25 protein-coding genes are annotated in these 20,781 nt (G+C 68.8%); 7 read left to right on the top strand and 18 right to left on the bottom strand.

Annotated elements, in window-relative coordinates:
* The first annotated feature begins 17 nt into the window (after positions 1-17).
* The gene (gene pstB, locus NQ038_RS03435) at positions 18-797 is read left to right on the top strand and encodes a phosphate ABC transporter ATP-binding protein PstB (RefSeq protein ID WP_257048809.1); all 780 of its coding nucleotides are present in this window, start codon (positions 18-20) and stop codon (positions 795-797) included.
* Positions 798-822: 25 nt separating this feature from the next.
* Here pstB and NQ038_RS03430 read toward each other — a convergent pair whose 3' ends face one another.
* The 3 genes from NQ038_RS03430 to NQ038_RS03420 form a co-directional block, all read right to left on the bottom strand.
* The gene (locus tag NQ038_RS03430) at positions 823-1,830 is read right to left on the bottom strand and encodes an inorganic phosphate transporter (protein WP_257048810.1); all 1,008 of its coding nucleotides are present in this window, start codon (positions 1,828-1,830) and stop codon (positions 823-825) included.
* Between the two features lie 10 nt (positions 1,831-1,840).
* The gene (locus tag NQ038_RS03425) at positions 1,841-2,461 is read right to left on the bottom strand and encodes a DUF47 domain-containing protein (RefSeq protein WP_257048811.1); all 621 of its coding nucleotides are present in this window, start codon (positions 2,459-2,461) and stop codon (positions 1,841-1,843) included.
* Between the two features lie 120 nt (positions 2,462-2,581).
* The gene (locus NQ038_RS03420) at positions 2,582-3,229 is read right to left on the bottom strand and encodes a hypothetical protein (protein WP_257048812.1); all 648 of its coding nucleotides are present in this window, start codon (positions 3,227-3,229) and stop codon (positions 2,582-2,584) included.
* Positions 3,230-3,317: 88 nt separating this feature from the next.
* Here NQ038_RS03420 and NQ038_RS03415 point away from each other — a divergent pair, with 88 nt between their 5' ends.
* The gene (locus NQ038_RS03415) at positions 3,318-4,334 is read left to right on the top strand and encodes a hypothetical protein (protein ID WP_257048813.1); all 1,017 of its coding nucleotides are present in this window, start codon (positions 3,318-3,320) and stop codon (positions 4,332-4,334) included.
* A gap of 21 nt (positions 4,335-4,355) precedes the next feature.
* On the opposite strand, the gene NQ038_RS03410 is transcribed toward NQ038_RS03415, so the two are convergent.
* Together NQ038_RS03410 and NQ038_RS03405 are read right to left on the bottom strand one after the other, a co-directional pair.
* The gene (locus tag NQ038_RS03410) at positions 4,356-5,150 is read right to left on the bottom strand and encodes an SDR family oxidoreductase (RefSeq protein ID WP_257048814.1); all 795 of its coding nucleotides are present in this window, start codon (positions 5,148-5,150) and stop codon (positions 4,356-4,358) included.
* Positions 5,151-5,235: 85 nt separating this feature from the next.
* Positions 5,236-5,886 carry a DUF4232 domain-containing protein gene (locus tag NQ038_RS03405; RefSeq protein WP_257048816.1) on the bottom strand — a complete coding sequence of 217 codons (651 nt, stop codon included), beginning with the start codon at positions 5,884-5,886 and terminating at the stop codon, positions 5,236-5,238.
* 180 nt (positions 5,887-6,066) lie between these two features.
* On the opposite strand from NQ038_RS03405, the gene NQ038_RS03400 reads away from it, so the two are divergent.
* Entirely contained in the window at positions 6,067-7,608 is a 1,542-nt protein-coding gene (locus NQ038_RS03400) for a GntP family permease (RefSeq protein ID WP_373456781.1), read from the top strand.
* A gap of 69 nt (positions 7,609-7,677) precedes the next feature.
* Complete coding sequence (locus tag NQ038_RS15575) at positions 7,678-8,151, top strand: helix-turn-helix domain-containing protein (RefSeq protein WP_373456780.1); 474 nt, start codon at positions 7,678-7,680, stop codon at positions 8,149-8,151.
* A 71-nt stretch (positions 8,152-8,222) separates the two neighbouring features.
* Here the strand turns inward: NQ038_RS15575 and NQ038_RS15570 are convergent, their stop codons facing one another.
* The gene (locus NQ038_RS15570) at positions 8,223-8,468 is read right to left on the bottom strand and encodes a recombinase family protein (protein ID WP_373456772.1); all 246 of its coding nucleotides are present in this window, start codon (positions 8,466-8,468) and stop codon (positions 8,223-8,225) included.
* A 3-nt stretch (positions 8,469-8,471) separates the two neighbouring features.
* Between NQ038_RS15570 and NQ038_RS03390 the strand changes: the two genes are divergently transcribed.
* Positions 8,472-10,010: a hypothetical protein gene (locus NQ038_RS03390; RefSeq protein ID WP_257048819.1), complete on the top strand. Its 1,539-nt coding sequence runs from the start codon at positions 8,472-8,474 to the stop codon at positions 10,008-10,010.
* A 97-nt stretch (positions 10,011-10,107) separates the two neighbouring features.
* Here NQ038_RS03390 and NQ038_RS03385 read toward each other — a convergent pair whose 3' ends face one another.
* The 4 genes from NQ038_RS03385 to NQ038_RS03370 form a co-directional block, all read right to left on the bottom strand.
* Positions 10,108-10,233 carry a hypothetical protein gene (locus NQ038_RS03385; protein ID WP_257048820.1) on the bottom strand — a complete coding sequence of 42 codons (126 nt, stop codon included), beginning with the start codon at positions 10,231-10,233 and terminating at the stop codon, positions 10,108-10,110.
* 129 nt (positions 10,234-10,362) lie between these two features.
* Positions 10,363-11,355 carry an NAD(P)-dependent alcohol dehydrogenase gene (locus NQ038_RS03380; RefSeq protein WP_257048821.1) on the bottom strand — a complete coding sequence of 331 codons (993 nt, stop codon included), beginning with the start codon at positions 11,353-11,355 and terminating at the stop codon, positions 10,363-10,365.
* Between the two features lie 16 nt (positions 11,356-11,371).
* Positions 11,372-12,397, bottom strand: coding sequence for an NADP-dependent oxidoreductase (locus tag NQ038_RS03375; protein WP_257048823.1), 1,026 nt, complete (start codon positions 12,395-12,397; stop codon positions 11,372-11,374).
* Between the two features lie 73 nt (positions 12,398-12,470).
* On the bottom strand, positions 12,471-12,857 hold the full coding sequence (locus NQ038_RS03370) for a DUF1304 domain-containing protein (protein WP_257048824.1): 387 nt from the start codon (positions 12,855-12,857) through the stop codon (positions 12,471-12,473).
* Positions 12,858-12,947: 90 nt separating this feature from the next.
* Between NQ038_RS03370 and NQ038_RS03365 the strand changes: the two genes are divergently transcribed.
* Positions 12,948-13,538, top strand: coding sequence for a TetR/AcrR family transcriptional regulator (locus tag NQ038_RS03365; protein ID WP_257048825.1), 591 nt, complete (start codon positions 12,948-12,950; stop codon positions 13,536-13,538).
* 238 nt (positions 13,539-13,776) lie between these two features.
* Here NQ038_RS03365 and NQ038_RS03360 read toward each other — a convergent pair whose 3' ends face one another.
* Together NQ038_RS03360 and NQ038_RS15565 are read right to left on the bottom strand one after the other, a co-directional pair.
* Complete coding sequence (locus NQ038_RS03360; protein WP_257048826.1) at positions 13,777-14,631, bottom strand: hypothetical protein; 855 nt, start codon at positions 14,629-14,631, stop codon at positions 13,777-13,779.
* 36 nt (positions 14,632-14,667) lie between these two features.
* On the bottom strand, positions 14,668-15,108 hold the full coding sequence (locus NQ038_RS15565) for a macro domain-containing protein (RefSeq protein ID WP_373456779.1): 441 nt from the start codon (positions 15,106-15,108) through the stop codon (positions 14,668-14,670).
* An 89-nt stretch (positions 15,109-15,197) separates the two neighbouring features.
* On the opposite strand from NQ038_RS15565, the gene NQ038_RS03350 reads away from it, so the two are divergent.
* The gene (locus tag NQ038_RS03350; RefSeq protein ID WP_257048828.1) at positions 15,198-15,545 is read left to right on the top strand and encodes an MFS transporter; all 348 of its coding nucleotides are present in this window, start codon (positions 15,198-15,200) and stop codon (positions 15,543-15,545) included.
* A gap of 50 nt (positions 15,546-15,595) precedes the next feature.
* Here the strand turns inward: NQ038_RS03350 and NQ038_RS03345 are convergent, their stop codons facing one another.
* From NQ038_RS03345 to trxB, 6 genes are read right to left on the bottom strand one after another with little or no spacing between them, the layout of a single operon-like run.
* On the bottom strand, positions 15,596-16,651 hold the full coding sequence (locus NQ038_RS03345) for an ArsO family NAD(P)H-dependent flavin-containing monooxygenase (RefSeq protein WP_257048829.1): 1,056 nt from the start codon (positions 16,649-16,651) through the stop codon (positions 15,596-15,598).
* The gene (locus tag NQ038_RS03340; protein WP_257048830.1) at positions 16,648-17,073 is read right to left on the bottom strand and encodes an arsenate reductase ArsC; all 426 of its coding nucleotides are present in this window, start codon (positions 17,071-17,073) and stop codon (positions 16,648-16,650) included. The genes NQ038_RS03345 and NQ038_RS03340 overlap by 4 nt, the downstream gene beginning before the upstream one ends.
* A gap of 15 nt (positions 17,074-17,088) precedes the next feature.
* Positions 17,089-18,093 carry a metalloregulator ArsR/SmtB family transcription factor gene (locus NQ038_RS03335; protein WP_257048831.1) on the bottom strand — a complete coding sequence of 335 codons (1,005 nt, stop codon included), beginning with the start codon at positions 18,091-18,093 and terminating at the stop codon, positions 17,089-17,091.
* Positions 18,090-19,178 (bottom strand): ACR3 family arsenite efflux transporter, encoded by a 1,089-nt coding sequence (gene arsB / locus NQ038_RS03330; RefSeq protein WP_257048832.1) that lies wholly within the window; start codon positions 19,176-19,178, stop codon positions 18,090-18,092. Before arsB ends, NQ038_RS03335 begins: the two co-directional genes overlap by 4 nt.
* Positions 19,175-19,501 carry a thioredoxin gene (trxA, locus tag NQ038_RS03325; protein ID WP_257048833.1) on the bottom strand — a complete coding sequence of 109 codons (327 nt, stop codon included), beginning with the start codon at positions 19,499-19,501 and terminating at the stop codon, positions 19,175-19,177. The genes arsB and trxA overlap by 4 nt, the downstream gene beginning before the upstream one ends.
* Complete coding sequence (gene trxB / locus NQ038_RS03320) at positions 19,498-20,466, bottom strand: thioredoxin-disulfide reductase (protein ID WP_257048835.1); 969 nt, start codon at positions 20,464-20,466, stop codon at positions 19,498-19,500. The genes trxA and trxB overlap by 4 nt, the downstream gene beginning before the upstream one ends.
* Positions 20,467-20,781 lie beyond the last annotated feature (315 nt).

Below are 20,781 nucleotides of genomic sequence, written 5' to 3'. Positions count from 1 at the left end.
CACGAAAGGCACAACGCATGTCCAAACAGATCGACATCGACGACTTGAACATCTTCTACGGCGATTTCCGTGCCGTCGAGGGCGTGTCGATGAGCATCCGCCCGCGCACCGTCACGGCCTTCATCGGCCCTTCGGGCTGTGGCAAGTCCACTGTGCTGCGCACGCTGAACCGGATGCACGAGGTGATCCCCGGAGCCCGAGTCGAGGGCCGCGTCAGGATGGACGGCCAGGACATCTACGCCGGCGGGGTCGACCCCGTCGACGTGCGCCGCGAGGTGGGGATGGTGTTCCAGCGCGCCAACCCCTTCCCCACCATGTCCATCAAGGAGAACGTGCTGGCCGGGGTGCGACTGAACAACTCGAAGATCAGCCGGGCCGACGCCGACGAGCTGGCCGAATCGGCCCTGCGCGGGGCGAATCTGTGGGGTGAGGTCAAGGACCGCCTCGACCTGCCGGGCTCCGGCCTGTCCGGTGGCCAGCAGCAGCGTCTGTGCATTGCCAGGGCGATCGCGGTGCGCCCCTCGGTGCTGCTGATGGACGAGCCGTGTTCGGCCCTGGACCCGATCTCCACCCTGGCGATCGAGGACCTGATCAACGAGCTCAAAGAGGACTTCACCGTCGTCATCGTCACGCACAATATGCAGCAGGCGGCGCGGGTGTCGCAGAAGACCGCGTTCTTCAACATCGCTGGCACCGGCAAGCCCGGCCACCTCATCGAGTTCAACGACACCGAGACGATCTTCTCCAACCCGGAGCGGGAGGAGACGCAGAACTACATCTCCGGCCGGTTCGGCTGAGCCCCGCTCCCGCTCTCCGCAGGACTCAGACCAGGCCGGACAGCGGCCAGGCCAGCAGGCAGCCCAGCCCGGCCGCGACCACCAGGGTCAACAGCCAGGTGCTCCCCACCTTCAGGGCCAGCTCCAGGTGGACGCGGTTGGGCCGGGCCCCGATCTGGGTGCCCAGATTGGCCCCGACCACCGACCAGGCGGTGGAGAACGGGGCCCGGAAGACGAAGGTCGACACGTAGAGCACGGCGGAGGCGACCAGCCCGGCCACCGCACCGCGCACCGGTTCCAGCGAAACCATCCGCATACTCACCGTGCGCGCCACCCGCCAGCCGCCGGTGGCGGTGCCCAGGCCCAGTGCACAGGCCACGGCCAGCAGCAGCCACAGCGGCCGCTGGGCTCCGAGCCCGGCACCGCCGGGCAGGGCGTGGACCGCGCCCCAGGCGAAGAACAGCACCGCGCCGATCTTCTGCGCATCCTGCACCCCGTGGACCAGGGACAGCAGGGCCACCCCAACGCTCGAGGCCATGCGGAACACGCGCAGCAGGGGTTTGGCCGGCCGTGCCCGGACCACCTGCAGTACCACCCGGGTGACAAGCAGGGAACACAGCCAGGCGATGACGGGCGCCAGCAGCAGGGGCAGCCCGACCGCCAGAAGGGATGCGCGGTCGGGCCCGGTGAATCCGAAGATCACGGCCGCGCCGGCCAGCCCGCCGAACAGGCAATGGGTGGAACTCACCGGCACCGCCATCAGGTACGTTGCGACGTTGATCAGCAGCGCCGCCGACAGGCCCGCCAGCATCGTCAGCAGGATCGTGCGCGGGTCCTCGCTGAAGTGCAGCAGGGCGTCGGTCACGGCATCGGCGATCCCCTGGCCCAACAGGGCGCCCACCACGGTGAAACCGGTGGCCAGGGTGACTGCGGGGCCGGGTCGCAGAGCACGGGTGGCCACGGCGTTGCCGACCACCACTCCCATATCGTGGAAACCGTTGGCGAAGGCGAAGACCAGGCCCAGAACGAGGACCCCGGTGAGAAGTTCGATCACGGGTCGGCGCCTAGGATTCGCGGATGGCGATCTCGGCGACCACCCGGGCGATCGCCTTGCAGCCGCTGGACGCCTGGATGAACGCGTTCGACAGCGACATCGCGGCCGCCAGATAGGTCAGGCCCAGGCGTGCCGCCGGCACCGCGTCTGACACCTGCTGTTGCAGGGCGATCGCACGGTTGTGCAGGCTGTTCATCCGGTCGACGTAGTCCCATTGATCGACCTTCGCACCCAGCCGCTGGGCCATCCTGATGGTCTGGTCGGCCTGTTGGGAGAGCAACGAGAGCATCTCCAGCACTCCCACGGGCAGATCGTCGAACGCCGAGGACGTCATGGCGAAACCGACCGCGTCCAGGCGGTGGTTGACGTCGCGGATCGTATCGGAGAGGGCGTAGAGTTCCCTCCGGTCCAATGGCGGCAGATAGTTCTCCCGCAGCAGGCGCAACATGGCACCGGCGGACTCATCGGCCCGGTCGCTGATCGAGTGCATCCGTTTGACCGCCTGCCGGCGTTCGGCTGCGGGGATCCCGGAGAGTTCGGCCAACACCAGGTTCGCATCGCGCAGATGTTCGGTCTGGGTGACCAGGAGGGAGAAGAACGCCGAATCGTGGGCAGAGCGACGAAGTGGCACGGTTCCTCTTTCCGTGATGATAGGGATGCCGGACTGAGAGCGCCTCTCGGCGGTAGGCCGCTCGAAGCGGCGATTTTTGGAGCCCGGGGCTTCAGCAGCCCGACATCCGCGTCCAGCGTATCAGTTCAGGCTTCCGGCCCGGTAATCCCGGGCGGCGCAGGCCAGGTCCTCGGCCAGCCGGACGAAATTGCCGAGGCCGGGATCCGGTGTATCCGCCGTCGTGCCGGGGTCCGCTGCGCGCCCGGTCGCGGCCACGGACACGAAGGCCGAGGCACGGGCCAGCGCATCGGCGAAGTCGCCCAGGAAGGCCCCGGTGAGGATTTCGTCGGCGGTCCGCGCGACCTCGGCGGGTCCCGGTGGTTCCTGCACTCCGGCGACGACCTGGGCCGCGGTCAACCGCCTGGCACCGGGGTCGGCGGTATGCCCCAGACCGTTCGTATACCACTGTGCGGCTTGTCTCCCGTGGCCCTGGATCCAGGCGCGCAGTGCGTACAGACGGAACAGCGCGCCGGGCAGGCTGACCGGCGGACACGAGGCCCACATCCGGGTGACGGTGTCCATTCCGAATTCCTCGGCCAGGGTGACGAAACGGCGGGCGGATGCGGCATTGCGCGGCAGGTCCGGGCCCGTCACCAGGAGGGATGCGAGCTCATGGGCGAGTTCCGCGCGGGCCGCGGGGTCCAGACCGGTGTCCGGCCCGTCCAAGTCGGCACGTTTGACGGGCCGGTGATAGGCCCGGCCCTGGTTCCGGTTCGGGGTTTCACTCACCCGCACATCGTACCCGGCTCCCATCATCCTTTCGGCCGGCGATGACAGGATGGGGCTCTGCACCATCCGCCGGCGAAAGGAATCTCACGTGGCGAATTCGATGAAGGCCCTCCCCCGGGCGGCGCGCCTGCCATTGGCATCGCGCATCCTGGGCAAGGCGGTATCGGTCCAGCGGCCGGTCGTCCTGGCCTATCTGCGCGCAGTCCGCAGGGCCCACCCGGATGTCGGACCGGACCGGATCGCCCGGATCGTGACAAATCATTACCTGTGGGCGACCACGGGCAGCGGTGCAGCTGTGGGTGCGGGCGCTGTGGTCCCGGGCATCGGCACTGCCGTCGGCCTGGGCCTGGCGACCGCGGAGACCGGCGCCTTCCTCGAGCTCACGGCGCTCTACGCGCAGTCCCTGGCGGAGCTCTCCGGGGTCGAGGTCGCCGACGAGCAGCGGGCCAATGCGCTGGTGCTGGGTGTGGTGTTGGGCTCCTCGGGGCAGAAGGTGATCCGGCAGTTCGCCCAGCGCGCCGCGGGCGCCAGAGGTGCGTCCAGGGCCAGGGGCGCCGGCGCTTCCGGTGCGGGTGCGCGCCCGAGCGCCGCACAGAACGCCCTGGACATGATGGAGCGCGATCAGAACGACAGCTGGATGTCGTTGGTCGCCGGAACCCTGCCGCAGACCGCGGTCAATGCACTGGCGAAGAAGCTCAAGCAGATGCTGGTGAAGAAGTACGCTGCCGGCACCGTCGGTTCGGTGCTGGGCACCGCTCTGCCCTTCGGCGTCGGCGCCCTGGTCGGCGGGTCCGTCAACCACTCGATGGCCCGCCGGGTCGCTTCGAACGCACGGATCACCTTCGGCACCTTCCCGGAGGACTTCACCCCCGGGACCGACCCGCGCAGATCATCGCAGAAGGCGGATGCGGACCTGTTGGGCGGGTTGCGCCGGGCCCTGGGCGCCGGCCGGGCCAAGCGCGGGGCCGAAGCCCCTGCTCCCGATGCGCACACCCCGGAGATCGCCGAGGTCGTCGTCGCGGACGAACCCGACGACGGCCGGCCGCGCACGCACCGGAGCCCGGGCGGCAGGCGCGGGCGCCGGCGGCCGGATATCCGGCTGTAAGCCGGTGCTGCCCGGGCGGTCTCAGGCCTGGTATGCGCTGACGTCGCCGACCAACTTGGTGTGATCGGCGGGGACGGGTTCGACGGCGGCCGCGGCGACCTCGGCGGCGAATTCCGACACGGTGTACAGACGGCCGGCCTGCTTGCGGCTGGCCTCGATCGCACCCGGATTGGACCGTTCCAGCAGGGTTGCCGTGATCGTGCCCTCGATCATGTCCCCGGAGACCACGGTGAACCCGATGCCCTTGGCGTCCAGTTCGCCGATCAGGCCACGCAGTGCCTGCTCGCCGGCGTTCTTCGACCGCGCCACCGGGGCGTAGTCGGCCATCTGCGGGGCGGTTTCGACGAAGTGGGCCTGGTGGCTGGTCACGAAGACCACGCGGGCGCCGCTGGACAGCAGCGGCAGCGCGGTGCGCAGCGCATTGACCTGGGCATCGCGGTTGAGTTTCAGGGCATAGTCCTCTGCCATCCCCGACTCCATCCCGCCCGAGGCGTTCAGGACCAGGATGTCGAGCTTGCCGAAGTGTTCGCGGATCTGCTCGAACATCGCGGTGACGGATTCCGGATCCGTCAGGTCGGCGCCGATGGTGGGCGCCTGGACCCCGTATGCCTCCTGCAGCTTGGTCGCCAGGCGCTGCGCGCGCGGGGCCTTGTTGCGGTAGTTGATGACGACATCGGCGCCGGCCGCGGCCAGGTAGCCCGCGGTGTCAGCGCCGATTCCGCGCGAGGATCCGGTCACCAGGGCGACCTTGCCGGTCAGGCTACCTGCCGGGATGGGGGTTTCAGGGGCGTTCTCTTCGCTTACAGTCTCAGACACAGCGAATCAGGCTATCAGACGGGGTGGGGCGTCGGTCAGGCGGCCTGTTGTGCCTGCCGCCCATGCTCTGACTCGCTCCCCCGGCTCACTTCGTCACGGAGCCGACTGTCAGCCATTCGACGTCGGAGCCGCAGGCCCTCATATCCGTTTGCCGGAGGAACACGGACTTCTTCGAATCCGGCGGGTAGATCCTCCACCCGGCCGCGGATTCGACCTTGCAGCGTCCGGCCAGCGGGCCGCCATCGTCGCCGATGTTGACCGCCTTGAGCGTGGCATGTGCGGAATCGCCCGGCGCCAGGGTGACCCGGCCGGGGTCCGGCGCGCCATGTGCTGCCGCCTTTCCGAGTTGTTCGCCCTTATCGCCGGCGACGGCAGAAACGCCCGGATGACCGTTGAGGTGGCAGCTCGTCTCCCCTTGGTTCTTGAAGGTGATCGTGAAGTAGCGGGAGCCAGCTGCGGCGTCCTCCGGGGTCATCGTGACGTGCAGAGCCGCCGTCGTGCAGAGCCCGTCCGTCTTCGACGGGTCCTGCCCCGGTTCGGTCCCTGCTGTGGACGCCGGGGCCTGGGCGGAGCCGTCATCGGGGGCCGTCGGCGCTGCGGGGGCACCCGGTTGTGTGACCTGCTCGGTTGGGGCGGGGGCGCCGGTCGTTTGGGATGCACCCGAGCACGCGGCAAGGGGTACCGCGATTCCGATGGCCAGGGCGAGCGCCGCGCCGGGCCGGACTATGCGATACATGGGAAGGCCTCCTGTACATCGATGTGCTTCGCGTACCCTCCACGCTACTCCGGGAAGACGATTGTGGCGGCTCGCAGAGTGCTGCGGAACACAGACATCGATTATTCGGGCATGTTCTCATCCAAGCCGTCCACCGGGCGGCTCCACCACTGGACCTCACGGGAAGGCTTGGGAACAATGATGTTTCAGGCACTACCTGCACTGCACTCCCCCGCGGTAACCCTCCTGGCCGAGGGCGATTCCGCCGCAACCGCAACCGCCGTCGGCTCCGAACCCCGGCTGTTGGCAGCGACCATCATCGGTTTCGCCGTCATCATCGCGCTCATCACCTGGCTCAAGGTCTCGCCGTTCCTGGCCCTGACCGTGGGGGCGCTGGGAGTGGGGATCGGTGCCGGCATGGCCCCGGCGGACGCTCTGACCAGTTTCACCAAGGGATTCGGCGACACCGCCGGCGGCGTGGGCGTGCTCATCGCCCTGGGTGCCATGTTCGGCAAGATGCTGGCCGACTCCGGCGGCGCCGACCGGATCGTCGATACGCTCGTCGACCGGTCCAGCCCGCGCTTCCTACCGTGGACCATGGCAGTGGTCGGCTCGGTGATCGGCCTGCCCATGTTTTTCGAGATCGGCTTGGTGCTGCTCATCCCGATCATCATCCTGGTCACCCGGCGTTCGGGCCTGCCGCTGATGAAGATCGCGATCCCGACCCTGTCCGGACTGTCCACCATGCACGGCCTGGTGCCGCCGCACCCCGGACCCCTCATCGCCATCGACGCCCTCAAGGCCAACCTGGGGTTGACCCTGGCGCTGGGCATTCTGGTGGCCATTCCGACTCTGATCATCGCCGGTCCCCTGTTCTCCGGATTCGCCGCGCGCTGGGCCCCTGTGCCCGTGCCGCCGCTGTTCGGCGTGCCGGACCAGTACCGTACGGGGCCGGGCAACGACCCGCAGGAACAGGAGCGCGTGTCACGGAAGTTCAAGCACGGGGAGCAGGCCGGTGCCCAGACACCCGCAGGCGCCACCGCCGACGAGGACGCGCCTTTCACCCCCACTCGCAGACCCCCGTTCGGCAACGCCCTGGCCTCGATCCTGTTGCCGGTCGTGCTCATGCTGCTCAAGGCGATCGTCGAGGTCTTCGCGCCCGCTAGCTCCGGCTTCCTCTGGCACCTGATCGACTTCCTCGGCACACCCGCCGTGGCCCTGCTGATCACGGTGTTCGTCAGCATCTTCACCCTGGGCCTGCCATCTGGCATGGGGCGCGCACAGGTCGCCAAGACGCTCGAGTCCTCGGTTCCGCCCATCGCTGGGATCATCCTCATCGTGGGCGCCGGCGGTGCCTTCAAGCAGATCCTGGTGGACACCGGCATCGGTACGGTCATCACGGCCGGCGTGCTGGGCACTGGCGTGTCGATCGTCCTGTTGGGCTGGCTGGTGTCGGCCCTGGTGCGTGTGGCCACCGGTTCGGCGACCGTGGCGACGGTGACCGCAGCCGGCCTCATGGCACCCGCGGCCGCAGAATTGCCCACCGCCGAGGTCTCGCTGCTGGTTTTGGCCGTGGGGGCCGGCTCCGTGTTCCTCTCGCACGTCAACGATGCGGGGTTCTGGCTGGTCAAGCAGTACCTGGGCACCAGCGTCACGCAGACCTTCAAGACCTGGACGGTGCTGGAGTCGCTCATCTCGGTGGTGGGCCTGCTGGGTGCGCTGCTCCTGGACGTCTTCATCTAGAGGGCGGCCCTCTGAATGCGACGAAGGCCCCTCACCCGGCGTTTTGCCTGGTGAGGGGCCTTGTCTGCGGTGGACCTTGCTGGGTACTTGTCAAACCCCAGAAAGCCTGTTCTGACGCTGATCAGGCGCGCTCTCAAGGGAAAGAAGCTCTCTGGTGTTCGTCCGGAGCGTCAGCCCGTCCAGGACGAGCGGGGTGAGGTGGTCGCGAAACCGCTCGTGAGTCAAACCCGTTTGAACGCCCAGAGTCGCGCGGAACTACTCGCTGCCTACTCGGAAGGTGCACCGGTGCAGGAGCTGGCGAAGCGGTTCGGGGTGCATCGAGGCACGGTGCACGCGCTGGCACGACGGGCGGGACTGCGGCCTCGAAACGGGCCTGAGCTTCCTAATTCGGTGCGTGAGGAGGCTGCTCGGCTGTATGCCAATGGTCTGACGTTGCTCGACGCGGGACGACAGCTTGGGATCAGCAACGACGCGGTACGAGCCGCTGTGGTCTCGTGCGGGGGCACGATCCGTCCGAAGGGTCGGCGTCCTCGCGTGGCATGACCTTCTTCGCAGACCTGAGCGCCCCCTGATTCCCGGAAATCAGAGGGCGCTCTCGTACCTAGCGGACCTGGTCAGTGCCGTCGCGTCGGGTGCTCTCCACGTTGACCTGGCTCCGCGGCGACGAGCATCAGGAGTCTCTGTTCGAGGCCGGACGGTCCCGGTGCGTGCTGGTCAGCAACCCGCACCGTGACCCCTGCTTCTTCGAGCTGATCGATGATGCGCATGTTCTCGCCTGGTCGGCGGCCGAGTCGTGCCAGATCAGAAACGATGACGGTGGAGATCTCTCCGTTCGCGCCGGCTTCGAGTAGCCGCTCCAACTCGTGTCCCGTGGAACCGATGTCGGTGAACGTGCATCAGACCCCCTCGTCACCCTGCACGAAAGCGACAACGCGGCGCGTGAACACATCACCGCTCACGCCCAGGAGGGTAAGGCGATCACTGTCGCTACGAACGACGAAGCCGCCGCGCTGAACGAGCGCATCCGTACTGGTCGGGTCGAGCGCGGCGAGGTCGACGACATCGTGACAGAGACCGGGAGTGACGGGCTGAGCATCGGTTCCGGTGACCTCATCCAGACGAGGAAGAACAGCAGCGACCTGGGTGTGGCAAACCGGCAGCAGTGGATCGTGCAACACGTCACTGAGGACGGCACCGTCTATGCCCGCGGGGTCGGCAGCGGCCGAAAGCACCGGCGCACGGTCGCGCTCCCGCCCGAGTATGTGGGCGAGCATGCGCACCTGTCCTATGCCGCGACCGCCTACGGCGTCCAAGGCGCGACCGTCGATGCGTCTCACACGGTGCTGTCGGAGGCGACCAGCGCGGCAGGCGTCTACGTCGGCATGACCCGAGGCCGCGAGCAGAACCAACTGCACGTCGTTGCGGAGAACCTGGCCGACGCCAGGGCCCAGTTCATCGAGGCGATGGAACGCGACCCGGCAGACCGCGGCCTCGACTACGCCACCGCCCAAGCCGTCGAAGCCGTGCGTGGACTTGCCGCGGATGGCCCTGTTCGGCTCGTCACCGACGAACTCGCACGCCTTGACGAGGAAGCCGAGCGCGCACACCGGCAGGCGCAACGGTGGGAGAAGGCCGCCGCATACCTCGACGCCCAACGCGCTGCGCACCGGGCCGAGGACGACGAAGACGCCGCGACGCTCCACCGGGTAGAGGACGAGGCCGCGCGTCTCCGTGCCGAGGTCACTGCGCCGCTGACCATGCAGGCCGAGGCGGACGGCGCGGCCTACGTCGCCGTCATCGACACTGAGGCGGCCGCGAGTGCCCGCCTCGCGACCGTGGGACCGTTCGGCAGACGCAAGGCCCGCACCGAACATCGCACCGCAACCGAACAAGTCCGGACTACCCGCGCCCAGCTCCGCGACGCCTGGGATGCCGAGCCGCCCCGCACCCTCGAAGCGCTCCCTGCCTGGATGGCCCAGGCAGCAGCGCGCCGAGCCGAGACCGACCCCCGCGTCGGCGACGCCGACCGTGCCGTCCACGCAGCACACTCCCAGCAGAAAGCAACCCAGCAGCGACACCAGCGTGAGCGCACGGCGTTGCTGGTCAGCGGGTACGGAACTGAACACACCCGCCGAGACCAGTTCGGCATGCGCACGGTCAACCCGCACCGCGACGCCGCCGACGCCCGCACACGGGCCGCCCTAATCCGCGCCGAAGCCCGTGAACTCCGCAACCTCCCGGTGAGCGATGCCGCGCGGCGCATCGAGGCCAACCGCGCTCAGCAGGAGCAGGAACAGGCGAGGCGGCGAGCGGAGCGGCGGGAACGGCAGCTCCACGACCCGTTCGAGCACGAGTCCCGTCGCCCCGGGCCGCATCGAGACGGAGCAGCACGCAGCTTGTGACGGGGCACTCACGTACTACGAGACGCAGCCTGCGTTCATTCACGAGAGAAGGGCGTGATCTTGTTCGTGTAGCAACGGCTTGATACAGCGAGGCCTATCAGATTCTCGGTACAGGTGGTGTCGTGATGGCCGGACCGGCGTTGACGGCGTAATCGTCCACCTGCACAGCCATCTCGGCCACGTTCGGCACATTCTCCAGATGGACATCGGCAGTCTTCCCCACGAGCACTTCCTGGAGTGCCTCACACTGCTGGCCACCGAGGTCGAGCCGTGCATCGACGCCTCCTCGCCAAGGAGGTCTGAGTTCACCCGCTGCCCGTGTCATCTCGTTCGGGCGGCCCTTCGCCGTGCCTCAAGCGGCAGGCGCTCCCGACACGTCGATGACCAGCTTGCCGCGCACCCGGCCTTCCTCGAGCACCTCATACGCGGCAGGCGCCTGCGCCAGGGGGAAGACGCGTTCCAGCACGACGCGCAGCGCACCGGTCTGCAACCAGCTGCCGAGCCGAGCGAGATCGCTCGAATCGACTCTCGTCAGCACGGTGCGGGCCGTGATGCGTGCGAGCGCGCTGCCCACCGCACGTCTCACGATCGGGCCGCCGGGTCCCAGGATCCTGCCTCCGCCCGCCGCCCCGATCGTGACGACGACGCCCTCCGGGGCGAGGATGCGGCGGAGGGTCGAGGCGCGCGCCGTGCAGACGGTGTCGATCACGACGTCGTAGGGCCCGCGCGGTGTCTCACCCACCGTGTAGTCGAAGACGTCGTCCGCTCCGAGACCACGGACCATGTCGATGCTGCGCGCAGAGCACACGGCATCCACCCGGGAGGCCCCCAGCAGACGGGCGATCTGCACGGCGAGGTGGCCGACGCCACCGGCGGCGCCCCACACCAGGACACGTCCGCCGGGTTCGGGGCCGCCGGCGTCCCGAAGCGCCTGCATGGCGGTGAGGCCGGCGAGTGAGCTCGCCGCCGCGGCGGAGGGATCGACGCCCGGCGGCAGAACCGCGAACCACTCGGGATCGACGTCGACGTACTCGGCGATCGAACCGGTCCGCTGCGCCGTCGCGGGGATCGTGCCGAAGACCCGCTCCCCCACTGCGACACCGGTCACACCCGCGCCGACCTCGGCGACGACACCGGCGAAGTCCTCCCCGACGCCCTGCAGCCCCTGCCGCGCCGCGCCGGGTCTGCGCAGACGCATGATCCACGGATCTCCGCGGTAGAGATGCCAGTCGACGGGGTTCACCGACGCCGTGAGCACGCGGACGAGGACCCGATCGGCACCGACCCGTGGCGTCGGCACCTCGGCGACCGCGAGCCCAGCCGCCGAGGTGTACCCGTCGTGCACGAGCGCGCGCATCGGCTCAGGCCTGCTCGGGTGCGACGCGCACGAGCATCTTGCCGGTGTTCGCACCGCGCATCATGTCGAGGAAGGCATCGACGGTGTTCTCGATGCCGTCCACGATGGTCTCGTCGTAAGAGATCCTTCCCTCCGCGAACCAGCCCGTCATCTTCTCCCGGAACTCGGGGGCCAGGTGGAGGTGGGCCGCCAGGGTGAAGCCCCGGAGCGTGAGCGCGCGGGTGATGATGTTCGCCATGTTGTCCGGCCCGGGCAGGCGCGTCGTGGTGTTGTATCCGGCGATCGCCCCGCAGAGCGCCGCGCGACCGCCGTCGTTGAAGGCATCGAGCGCTGCTTCGAGGTGGCCTCCGCCCACATTGTCGAAGAAGACGTCGATGCCGTCCGGTGCGGCCGCGGCGAGCTGGCCGCGCACGTCGCCGTCCTTGTAGTCGAACGCCGCGTCGTACCCGTACTTCTCGGTCAGCAGCGCCACCTTCTCCGGCGATCCGGCCGAGCCCACCACCCGGCCCGCGCCGAGGAGCTTCGCGATCTGCCCGACCGCGGTGCCCACCGCGCCCGCGGCACCGGAGACGAACACCGTGTCGCCCTCCTTCATGCCGGCGATCGCCGTCAGCCCGACATACGCGGTCAGACCGGTCATCCCCAGGATGTGCAACCGCAGAGACGAGGGCACGCCGGGTGTCTCGGGAACGATCTGGAACGTAGATGCGGCATCCTGCGCCGTGTCCGTCCAGCCGTGCTGGTGCAGCACCAGCGACCCCACGGGCATGTCGGCGACCGTCGAGGCCACCACCCGGCCGATCGCCCCGCCCGCGATCGTCTCCCCCAGCGCGTAGGGGGCGACGTACGAGCGCGTGTCGTTCATCCTTCCGCGCATGTACGGGTCGACGGACACGTATTCGTTCCGCACACGCACCTGGCCGGGTTCCAGCGGCCCGTACGGGACCCGCACGACCCGGAAGTCCTCCGGAGCGGGCCAGCCGATCGGGCGTGCCGCGAGCTGGATCTGAGTGCTGACGAAATCAGACATGGAACGGTTTCTTCCTTCTCGATGGGATCCTCGGTGGGATCTGTATGCGCACGCGGCCCCGACGGGGCACGCGTCAGAGTGCGAGGCCGATCGCCAGGGTGATCACGCCGAGCGCCGGGATCACACCCTGCTTGAGGGCGGCTGCGGACTTGTCCGGACTGGACAGCGCCAGCACCAGCGCGGCGGCGGACATCGAACCGGCGGCGCTGAACACCAGCGCCGCCCCGACGGCCGTGCCGCCCAGGGCGACGAAGACGATGCCGACGATCACGACGATCGCCAGGAACAGGTTGTAGAAGCCCTGGTTGAACGCCATCCCCTTCGTCGCCCTCGCCTCTGCCTCATCCGTTCCGAACGTCGCCCACGTGCGCGGGCTCGTCCACGCGACGGACTCCAGGTAGAAGATGTAGACGTGCACCAGCGCGGCGACGCCCGCGAGCACGAGACCTGCGACGATCATGATGTTGCCCCTTTCACGGACTCTCGCCCGTGTTCTGTAACGACTCTTCCAATATATACTGGAAAGAACGTTACGGAAAGAAGGCGGGCGATGTCACGCACGCAGAGCTTCGATCGGGATGCGGTCGTGCACGCCGCGCGGACGCTGTTCTGGCAATGCGGCTACGAGGACGCATCCATCCCCGCGCTCGAACACGCCACCGGACTGAGCCGATCCAGCATCTACAACACTTTCGGATCCAAGCGGGGACTCTTCGACGCGGCGGTGCAGAGCTATCTCGACGACATCGTCCGCCCGCGGCTTCGCCCGCTGCAGACCGATCCCGTCGATCGGGATGCGATCCTCGCGTACCTCACCGGGCTCCGCGACGCGTTCCGGCGAAGGGATTCGATGCCCGCCGCCAACGGCTGCCTGCTCATCAACGCGGCCGGCGCATCCATCGCCCACGACGAGCAGATCGCCCGCACCATCGCCGAGTACCGCACCGAGCTGCACACGGCGATCTCTCGCGGCATCGCCGCACACGAGCCGGAGGGCGATCCCGCGGACCGGGCGCGCCTCGTCGACGCGGTGACAGGACTGGTCGTCGCGGCGTTCGCCCTCGCGCGCATCGACCACGCACAGGCGGCGGACGGGCTCACCACGGCGATCCGGCTCGTCGAGGAGGGCATGCGGCGCTGACGGCTCGAGGATCGGCCGGAGTCCATCAGGAGACCGGACCGACGCCGACCACGAGCATCGGAACCCGCCGGGCATGTCCGCGGACGCAGGTCAGGTCGGTGCGACGTCCCCATGCTCCGAGGACTCCAGCGGTGCCTCGCCACGCAGGCGCCGGCAGCATCCACCGCCGGGTTTCACGCGGGGAACAGTCTCACCGCTGGCCGTGCTCGTGCCGCTGCGACAGCACGAGGGGGAAGGGTCATTCGAAGGCTCCTGAGAGTGAAGTGATCTGGGCGATGGCGTCTCCGGCATTAGCGGGGATGGGGAAGGCTCGACCGACAAGATCGTCGGGTAGGTCTGCGTGATCGCGGTTGATGCGGATGAGTCTGGCGTTCGGCAGGGCACGAGCGAGCTGTTCACTGGGCCAGCGGATCACGCCGGGCGTGTTGAAACCAGCACCGATTTCCACGATGGCAAGGGAGTCCCCACTCTCCCGTGTTTCGGCGAGCCAGTCGTTGAGGCGGCCGAGACCGGGCTGGAAGTGATCGTTGATGTACCAGGCTCCGGCGTACACGTTGAGGAACACCTGGCCGCCGCAGTTCGGGCAGGTCGAGATCGCCTCGGGAGCGACCTTCCCCGTCCCCGGGTCATAGGCGTCAAGGGCGGCACGGATGATGGGCTCGGATGGCCAGACTTCGCGGGTGCAGGGAGTGAGGCATTGGTACAGTCCGTAGTCGCCTTGCGGGGTGTACATACGATCGGTGTCGAACCCGTTGCGCGAGAAGAGCTGGTCGACATTCGAGGTCATCACGAAGTAGTCGCGGTCGCCAACCATGCCCCGTAGTTGCTGGTATAGCGGTGACGGTGCGGAGTTGAACCGAATGTCGCTCGTGTGCACGGCCCAGAATCCCCAGAGGTACTCGGGCGGCAGGTCGCGGCCGATCATCTCGTAGCGCGCTCGTAGCCCGGCCTGGTGGAGCACGGGGAACAGCTCCGCGAAACGCTCCTGGTCGGTGTAGTCGAACCCGGCTGCAGCGGAGAGTCCCGCGCCGGCGGTGACGAGTACCCGATCAGCGTCGGCAATCCACGAAGCGGCGTCGCGCATGTCCGTCATGTCAGTACCTCCGTGATGGCGTCGAGGTAGACGGCTTCATCTGTGGGCGTGAATGCAGAAACGAGGGGTTCGATGCGGCTCTCCGGGTGGTTGGTGAGCCAGTCGCGGATGGTGCGGATTGCGACGCCTGCCCCGGCGTCCTTCGGGTAGCCGAACACCCCGGTGGAGATGGAGCAGAACCCGACGGTACGAATGCCGCCGTTGCGCCTCCGCGGCGTCGAGGATCGAGCGATAGCAAGACGCCAATGCGGCTTCATCCGCAGCTGTGGGCCGGTGGCTCGGCACGATCGGACCGATAGTGTGGATCAGATACGAGGCCGGCAGGTGATACGCGGCGGTCAGTGTCGCGCTGCCGGTGGGTTCCGCGTGTCCCTGACGTCGCATGTGTTCGGCGCACTCTTCGCGCAACGCCGGACCGGCTGCGGCATGGATCACGTTGTCGATGCAGACATGGCCTGGAACGAAGCATCCCAGCATGCGGTCGTTCGCGGCATTCACGATCGCATCAGCTCGCAGAACGGTCAAGTCACCTCGCCACAGCCGCATCCGCTCCGCGACCGAGTCGGATGAGATTCCCTGCTCGGCCAAGGTGGGAAGCGCTTCGGCCTCTGTTGATCCTCGCCGGCGTCGGGCGGGGCATCGCGACGCTGCTGCAGGCCACGGCGATCACCGACCGGTGGGGGCCGCGCGCCTACGGGCACCTGTCCGCGGTGATGGGCGTCGCGGTGCTGCTGGCCACGGCGATCGCGCCCTGGGCGGGCACGTTCCTGGCCTGGGCGACGGGCAGCTACGCGACCGGATTCGCCGTGCTGGCAGGCCTCGCCGCAGTCGGCACCGTCCTGCTCCTGCTGAGCGCCCGCCCGCACCCTGCCAGGCAACCCGAGGCAACCCGGGCCGAGCCGGCCACGGCCTGAGACGACCCCCTCGCGACCGCGGATCATGGACGGGGCGCGGCGGCGGCATCCTACCGGCTTCCGGGGGCGAGGTGGGTGCGGAGTTCGGTGACCGCGAGTTTCGCGGTGCGTCCGGCGCCGATGAGGGTTGCCGATGCGAATCCGGTCCAGTCGCCGTATCCGAGCAGATGCAGGCCGGGATGATCGACCGAGCGGGTTCCCGCGGTGGCCGGGTGCCCGCCGGTGAGGGTGAGGCCGAGCGGGGCGAGGTGATCGAGGTGCGGGGCGAACCCGGTGCACCAGATGACCGCGTCGCACGCATACTCGCGCCCGCTACTCCACGCCACGCCCGTCGAGGTGAGCCGGTCGAACATCGGGACCGCGTGGAGGACGCCACGGTCGCGGGCCTCGCGCACCGGGGGCACCATGACGATGTCGCCGAGCCCGGCCACCCCGTCATGGCGGACCCCGGCGCGCTGGGCGGCGGCGCGGGCGGTGGCGACGTCGAAGAGCACCCGCCCGTCGACGTCGTCGGGCATGAACCGCGGCGGGCGCGCCGTGACCCAGAGGGTGTCGGCGACAGTGGAGACTTCGGCGAGGATCTGCGCGGCGGAGTTCCCTCCGCCGACGACCACGACCCGCTGCCCGGAAAACCGCTCCGGCGTCCGATAGTCAACGGTGTGCAACTGCGGGCCGGTGAACGCGTCCTGCCCCGGATAGGCGGGAACATGGGGGCTCTGCCAGGTACCGGTGGCGCTGATCACCGCCCGCGCCACCCATTCGCCCCGGTCAGTGCCCACCACGAAGGCTCCCGCATCCCAGCGGACCTGGTGGACGCGGACGGGCCGGTGAACGGGGAGCTCGTAGCGTGCTTCGTAGTCGGCGAGGTATTGGGCGACGTGTGCGGCGGTCGGGAACGTCTCCCCGGGCTGGGGTGGCATCGGCCAGCCCGGGAGCGGGCTGTACTGGGCCGGGGAGAACAGCCGCAGGGACTCCCATCCGTGCCGCCACGCCCCGCCCGGCCCGGTCTGGGCGTCGAGGATGACGAAGTCCAGGCCGGACCGCCGCAGGTAGAAGCCCGCGGCGAGCCCGGCCTGACCGCCGCCGATGACGACGACATCGATCACGCAGACGCCACCTGCTCCTCACCCAGCAGCTCGGCGACCAGGGCTCGGATGCGTGCCTTGATGTCGTCGCGGATGGGGCGGACGGCGTCGATGCCCTGGCCTGCGGGGTCGTCGAGCTTCCAGTCCTCGTAGCGCTTGCCGGGGAAGAACGGGCAGGCGTCGCCGCACCCCATGGTGATGACCACGTCGGAGGCCTGCACGGCCTCGGTCGTGAGCACCTTGGGCTGCTCCGCGGTGATGTCGATGCCGTCCTCCCGCATCGCTTCGACGGCGACGGGGTTGATCTGCTCGGCGGGCATCGACCCGGCGGATCGGACTTCGATGCGACCGGTGGCGTAGTGGCGGAGGTAGCCGGCGACCATTTGGGAGCGGCCCGCGTTGTGCACGCACACGAACAGCACGGAGGGCTTGGGATCAGTCATGGCAGGTCTCTGCTTTCAGTCGGTGAGGAGGGAGTCGATGAGGGTGCGGACGCGGGCGGCGATGTCGTCGCGGATCGCGAGCACCCCGTCCGGGGATGCCAGTGCGGGGTCGGCGACCGGCCAGTCCTCGTAGCGGACGCCGGGCACGACCGGGCAGACGTCGCCGCATCCCATCGTGATCACCACGTCGGCGGCGCGGATCGCGTCGTCGGTGAGCGGCTTCGGGAACGCTTCTTCTGCCTCGGTTCCGGTGCCGGTGATCTCGGTGATGAGGTCCCGCACGTGCGGGTGGATGCCGGCGGCCGGGGTCGACCCGGCCGAGCGGGCCACGACCCGCCCTCCCGAGAGCTGCCGGGTGAGGGCGGCGGCGAGCTGGGAGCGGCCGGCGTTCGCCACGCACACGAACAGCACCTGCGGCGGCGCGGTCGCCCGGTCTCTCGTGAGGTCGGCGAGGCGTTGCTTGGCGAACCGCTCGGTCAGCGGGACGAGGTAGCGGGTGATCTTCGCCGACCTCGCCAGCGCGGTGAAGGAGTCGCGCACGATCCCGGTCACCGTCGCCGCCGGCAGTTCCGGGGTGCGGGCGGCGAGATCCGCGGCGAGATGGGTGATGTGCGCATCCATGTCGGCGAACTCCCCGAAGTCCGCAGACGGAGTCGTCGAGGCGGGGGCGACCACTGCGGGGGCGAAGGCCTCCAGCAGCGCGGTCACCGCCCCGCGCCGATCGACGGGGATGGAGTACCAGACCCAGGTGCCGCGCCGTTCGGAATCGAGCAGCCCCACGGTCTTGAGGACCTTCAGATGGTGGGAGACGGTGGGCTGGGAGACGTCGGCGAGTTCGGCGAGATCGCACACGCAGGACTCGCCGCGCGGATCGGTCGCGATCGCCGAGAGCATCCGCAGCCGCAGCGGATCGGCGAGGGCTTTGAGCGTGCCCGCGAGAGCCTGCGCGATCTCGGCGCCGATGGCCGGTGCGGCGCTGGGCGCGCAAACCTCGTCACCGGCTGCGAGGGTGTCGGTCATGAGCGTGCCTCCACGGCGTAGGGATCGGTGTGGAACCAGCTGCGGGCGGCCCACAGGGAGACGTAGACGAGGCCGACGAGCACGGGCACCTCGATCAGCGGGCCGACGACACCGGCGAGGGCCTGCCCGCTGGTCGCACCGAAGGTGCCGATGGCGACCGCGATCGCGAGCTCGAAGTTGTTGCCCGCTGCGGTGAACGCGAGCGTGGTCGAGCGGGCGTAGTTCAGGCCGATGCCCTTGCCGAGCAGGAGTCCTGCGAACCACATGATCGCGAAGTACGCCAGCAGTGGCAGCGCGATCCGTGCGACATCCCACGGCTGCGACGTGATCGCCTCGCCCTGCAGGGCGAACAGCAGCACGATCGTGAAAAGGAGACCATAGAGCGCGAACGGGCCGATCACGGGGATGAACTTCCCCTCGTACCAGTCGCGCCCCTTCGCCTGCTCGCCGAAGTAGCGGGTGAGGAACCCCGCCAGGAGCGGGACGCCGAGGAAGACGAGCACGTTGAGCGCGATCTGCCCGACCGAGACGTCCAGTCCCTGGGTGTCGAGGCCGAGCCAGCCCGGCAGGATGGTGAGGTAGAACCAGCCGAGCAGCGAGAACGCGATCACCTGGAACACCGAGTTGATGAACACCAGCACGGCGGTCGCTTCGCGGTCGCCGCAGGCGAGGTCGTTCCAGATCACCACCATCGCGATGCAGCGGGCCAGGCCGACGATGATGAGGCCGGTGCGGTACTCGGGCAGATCCGGGAGGAAGACCCACGCGAGCGCGAACATCACGGCCGGGCCGACCAGCCAGTTCAAGATCAGGGAGGAGACGAGGAGCTTCTTATCGCCGGTGACGGCGGCGACCTTGTCGTAGCGGACCTTCGCGAGCACCGGGTACATCATGACGAGCAGGCCGAGCCCGATCGGCACCGAGATGCCGCCGACCTCCATGCGGGCGAGCATCTCGGAGAGTGCCGGGATGAAGCGGCCGAGCAGGAGGCCCGCGACCATGGCGAGGCCGATCCACACAGGCAGCCACCGGTCGAGGGTGGAGAGGCGCGCGGGCTTGACGCGAACAGTAGTTGCGGTACTCATGCGATCAGGCTCTCGATCTTGCCTGCGATGACGGGCTTCGGGTGCGCGCCGATGAGCACGTCCACGCGCTCACCATCCCGGTAGAAGCCGAGCGTCGGGATCGACGTCACCCCCGCCGCCATCACGGCATCGGGGTTCTGGTCGGCGTCGAGCTTGACGATCTTCACCCGGCCGTCGTACTCGCCGGCGAGGTCTTCCAGGATCGGGGCGATCGCCTTGCACGGCCCGCACCAGGCCGCCCAGATATCGACCACCACAGGGAGATCGGACTGGATCACCTCGGCCTCGAACGTGGCATCGGTCACGGTCATGGTCGCGCTCATGCGGACACCTCCAGAAGTTCAGAATCAAGGTCCTCGGCAGGCAGGCCGGCGAGGAAGTGCTGCGCGTCGAGGGCGGCAGCGCACCCGGTCCCCGCGGCGGTGATCGCCTGCCGGTAACGGCGGTCGACGAGATCCCCGGCGGCGAACACGCCCGGCAGGTTCGTCGCGGTCGTGGGGTGCTCGACGAGCACGTAGCCGTCGTCGTCGAGGTCGACCTGGCCGGTCAGCAGCTCCGAGCGCGGGTCGTGTCCGATCGCGACGAACACCCCGGTCACGGGCAGGACGCGCTCCTCGCCGGTGCCGGTGTCGCGCAACCGGAGGCCCTCGACGCGGGTCTCGCCAAGGATGCCCGCGACCTCGCTGTTCCAGGAGACCTCGATCTTCGGATCCGCGAGCACCCGCTCGGCCATGATCTTCGACGCCCGGAACGCCTCACGCCGGTGCACGATCGTCACCTTCGACGCGAAGCGGGTCAGGAACAAGGCTTCCTCCATCGCGGAGTCCCCGCCGCCGATGACGGCGATCTCCTGGTCGCGGAAGAAGAATCCGTCACAGGTCGCGCACCACGACAAGCCGTGCCCCGACAGCCGCTCCTCTTCGGGCAGCCCGAGCTTGCGGTAGGCGGAGCCGGTGGTGAGGATCACACTGCGCGCCTCGAAGGTCTCGCCCGCACCCGTCTCGATCCTCTTGACGGCGCCAGCCAGGTCGATGCGGGTCGCGTCATCGAGGAGGATGCGGGCGCCGAAGCGCTCGGCCTGCGCCCGCATCGACTCCATCAGATCCGGACCCTGCACCCCGTCCGTGAACCCCGGGAAGTTCTCCACCTCGGTCGTCGTCATCAGCGAACCACCCGCCGACACCGACCCCGCGATCACCACCGGCGCAAGCCCCGCCCGAGCCGCGTACACCGCGGCCGTATACCCCGCCGGACCAGACCCGACAATCACTACCTGTTGCATCGACATGCTTCTATATTCACACTCATCGAATCAGCCCGCAAGTGGGATCGTCGCCCGCCGCGAAGTGTTTGCCCGGTGTTCACCTCGCCGCACGCTCGGGCAGATGATCGATCGGGCTGGCCTCAAGAGTGCCTTGATCGGTGACGGTGTAGCGCAGGGCTCCCTCGACGCTGATGCCGAAGAGGTCGCAGATGCGTCGGATGTCGCCGCCGGTCTGCTCGACTTCGTAGAGAATCCGGTCGGTGCGCAGCGCCTGGGCGGTGACACCGGCTTTCTTCCAGGGGAAGTTCCGGCTGGGCGGCGAGAGACGGGGCGCGGTCT

This window comes from Brevibacterium sp. 50QC2O2, from assembly GCF_024580675.1.
GTDB lineage: Bacteria > Actinomycetota > Actinomycetes > Actinomycetales > Brevibacteriaceae > Brevibacterium > Brevibacterium moorei.
This window is presented reverse-complemented; position numbering and strand designations above follow the sequence as displayed.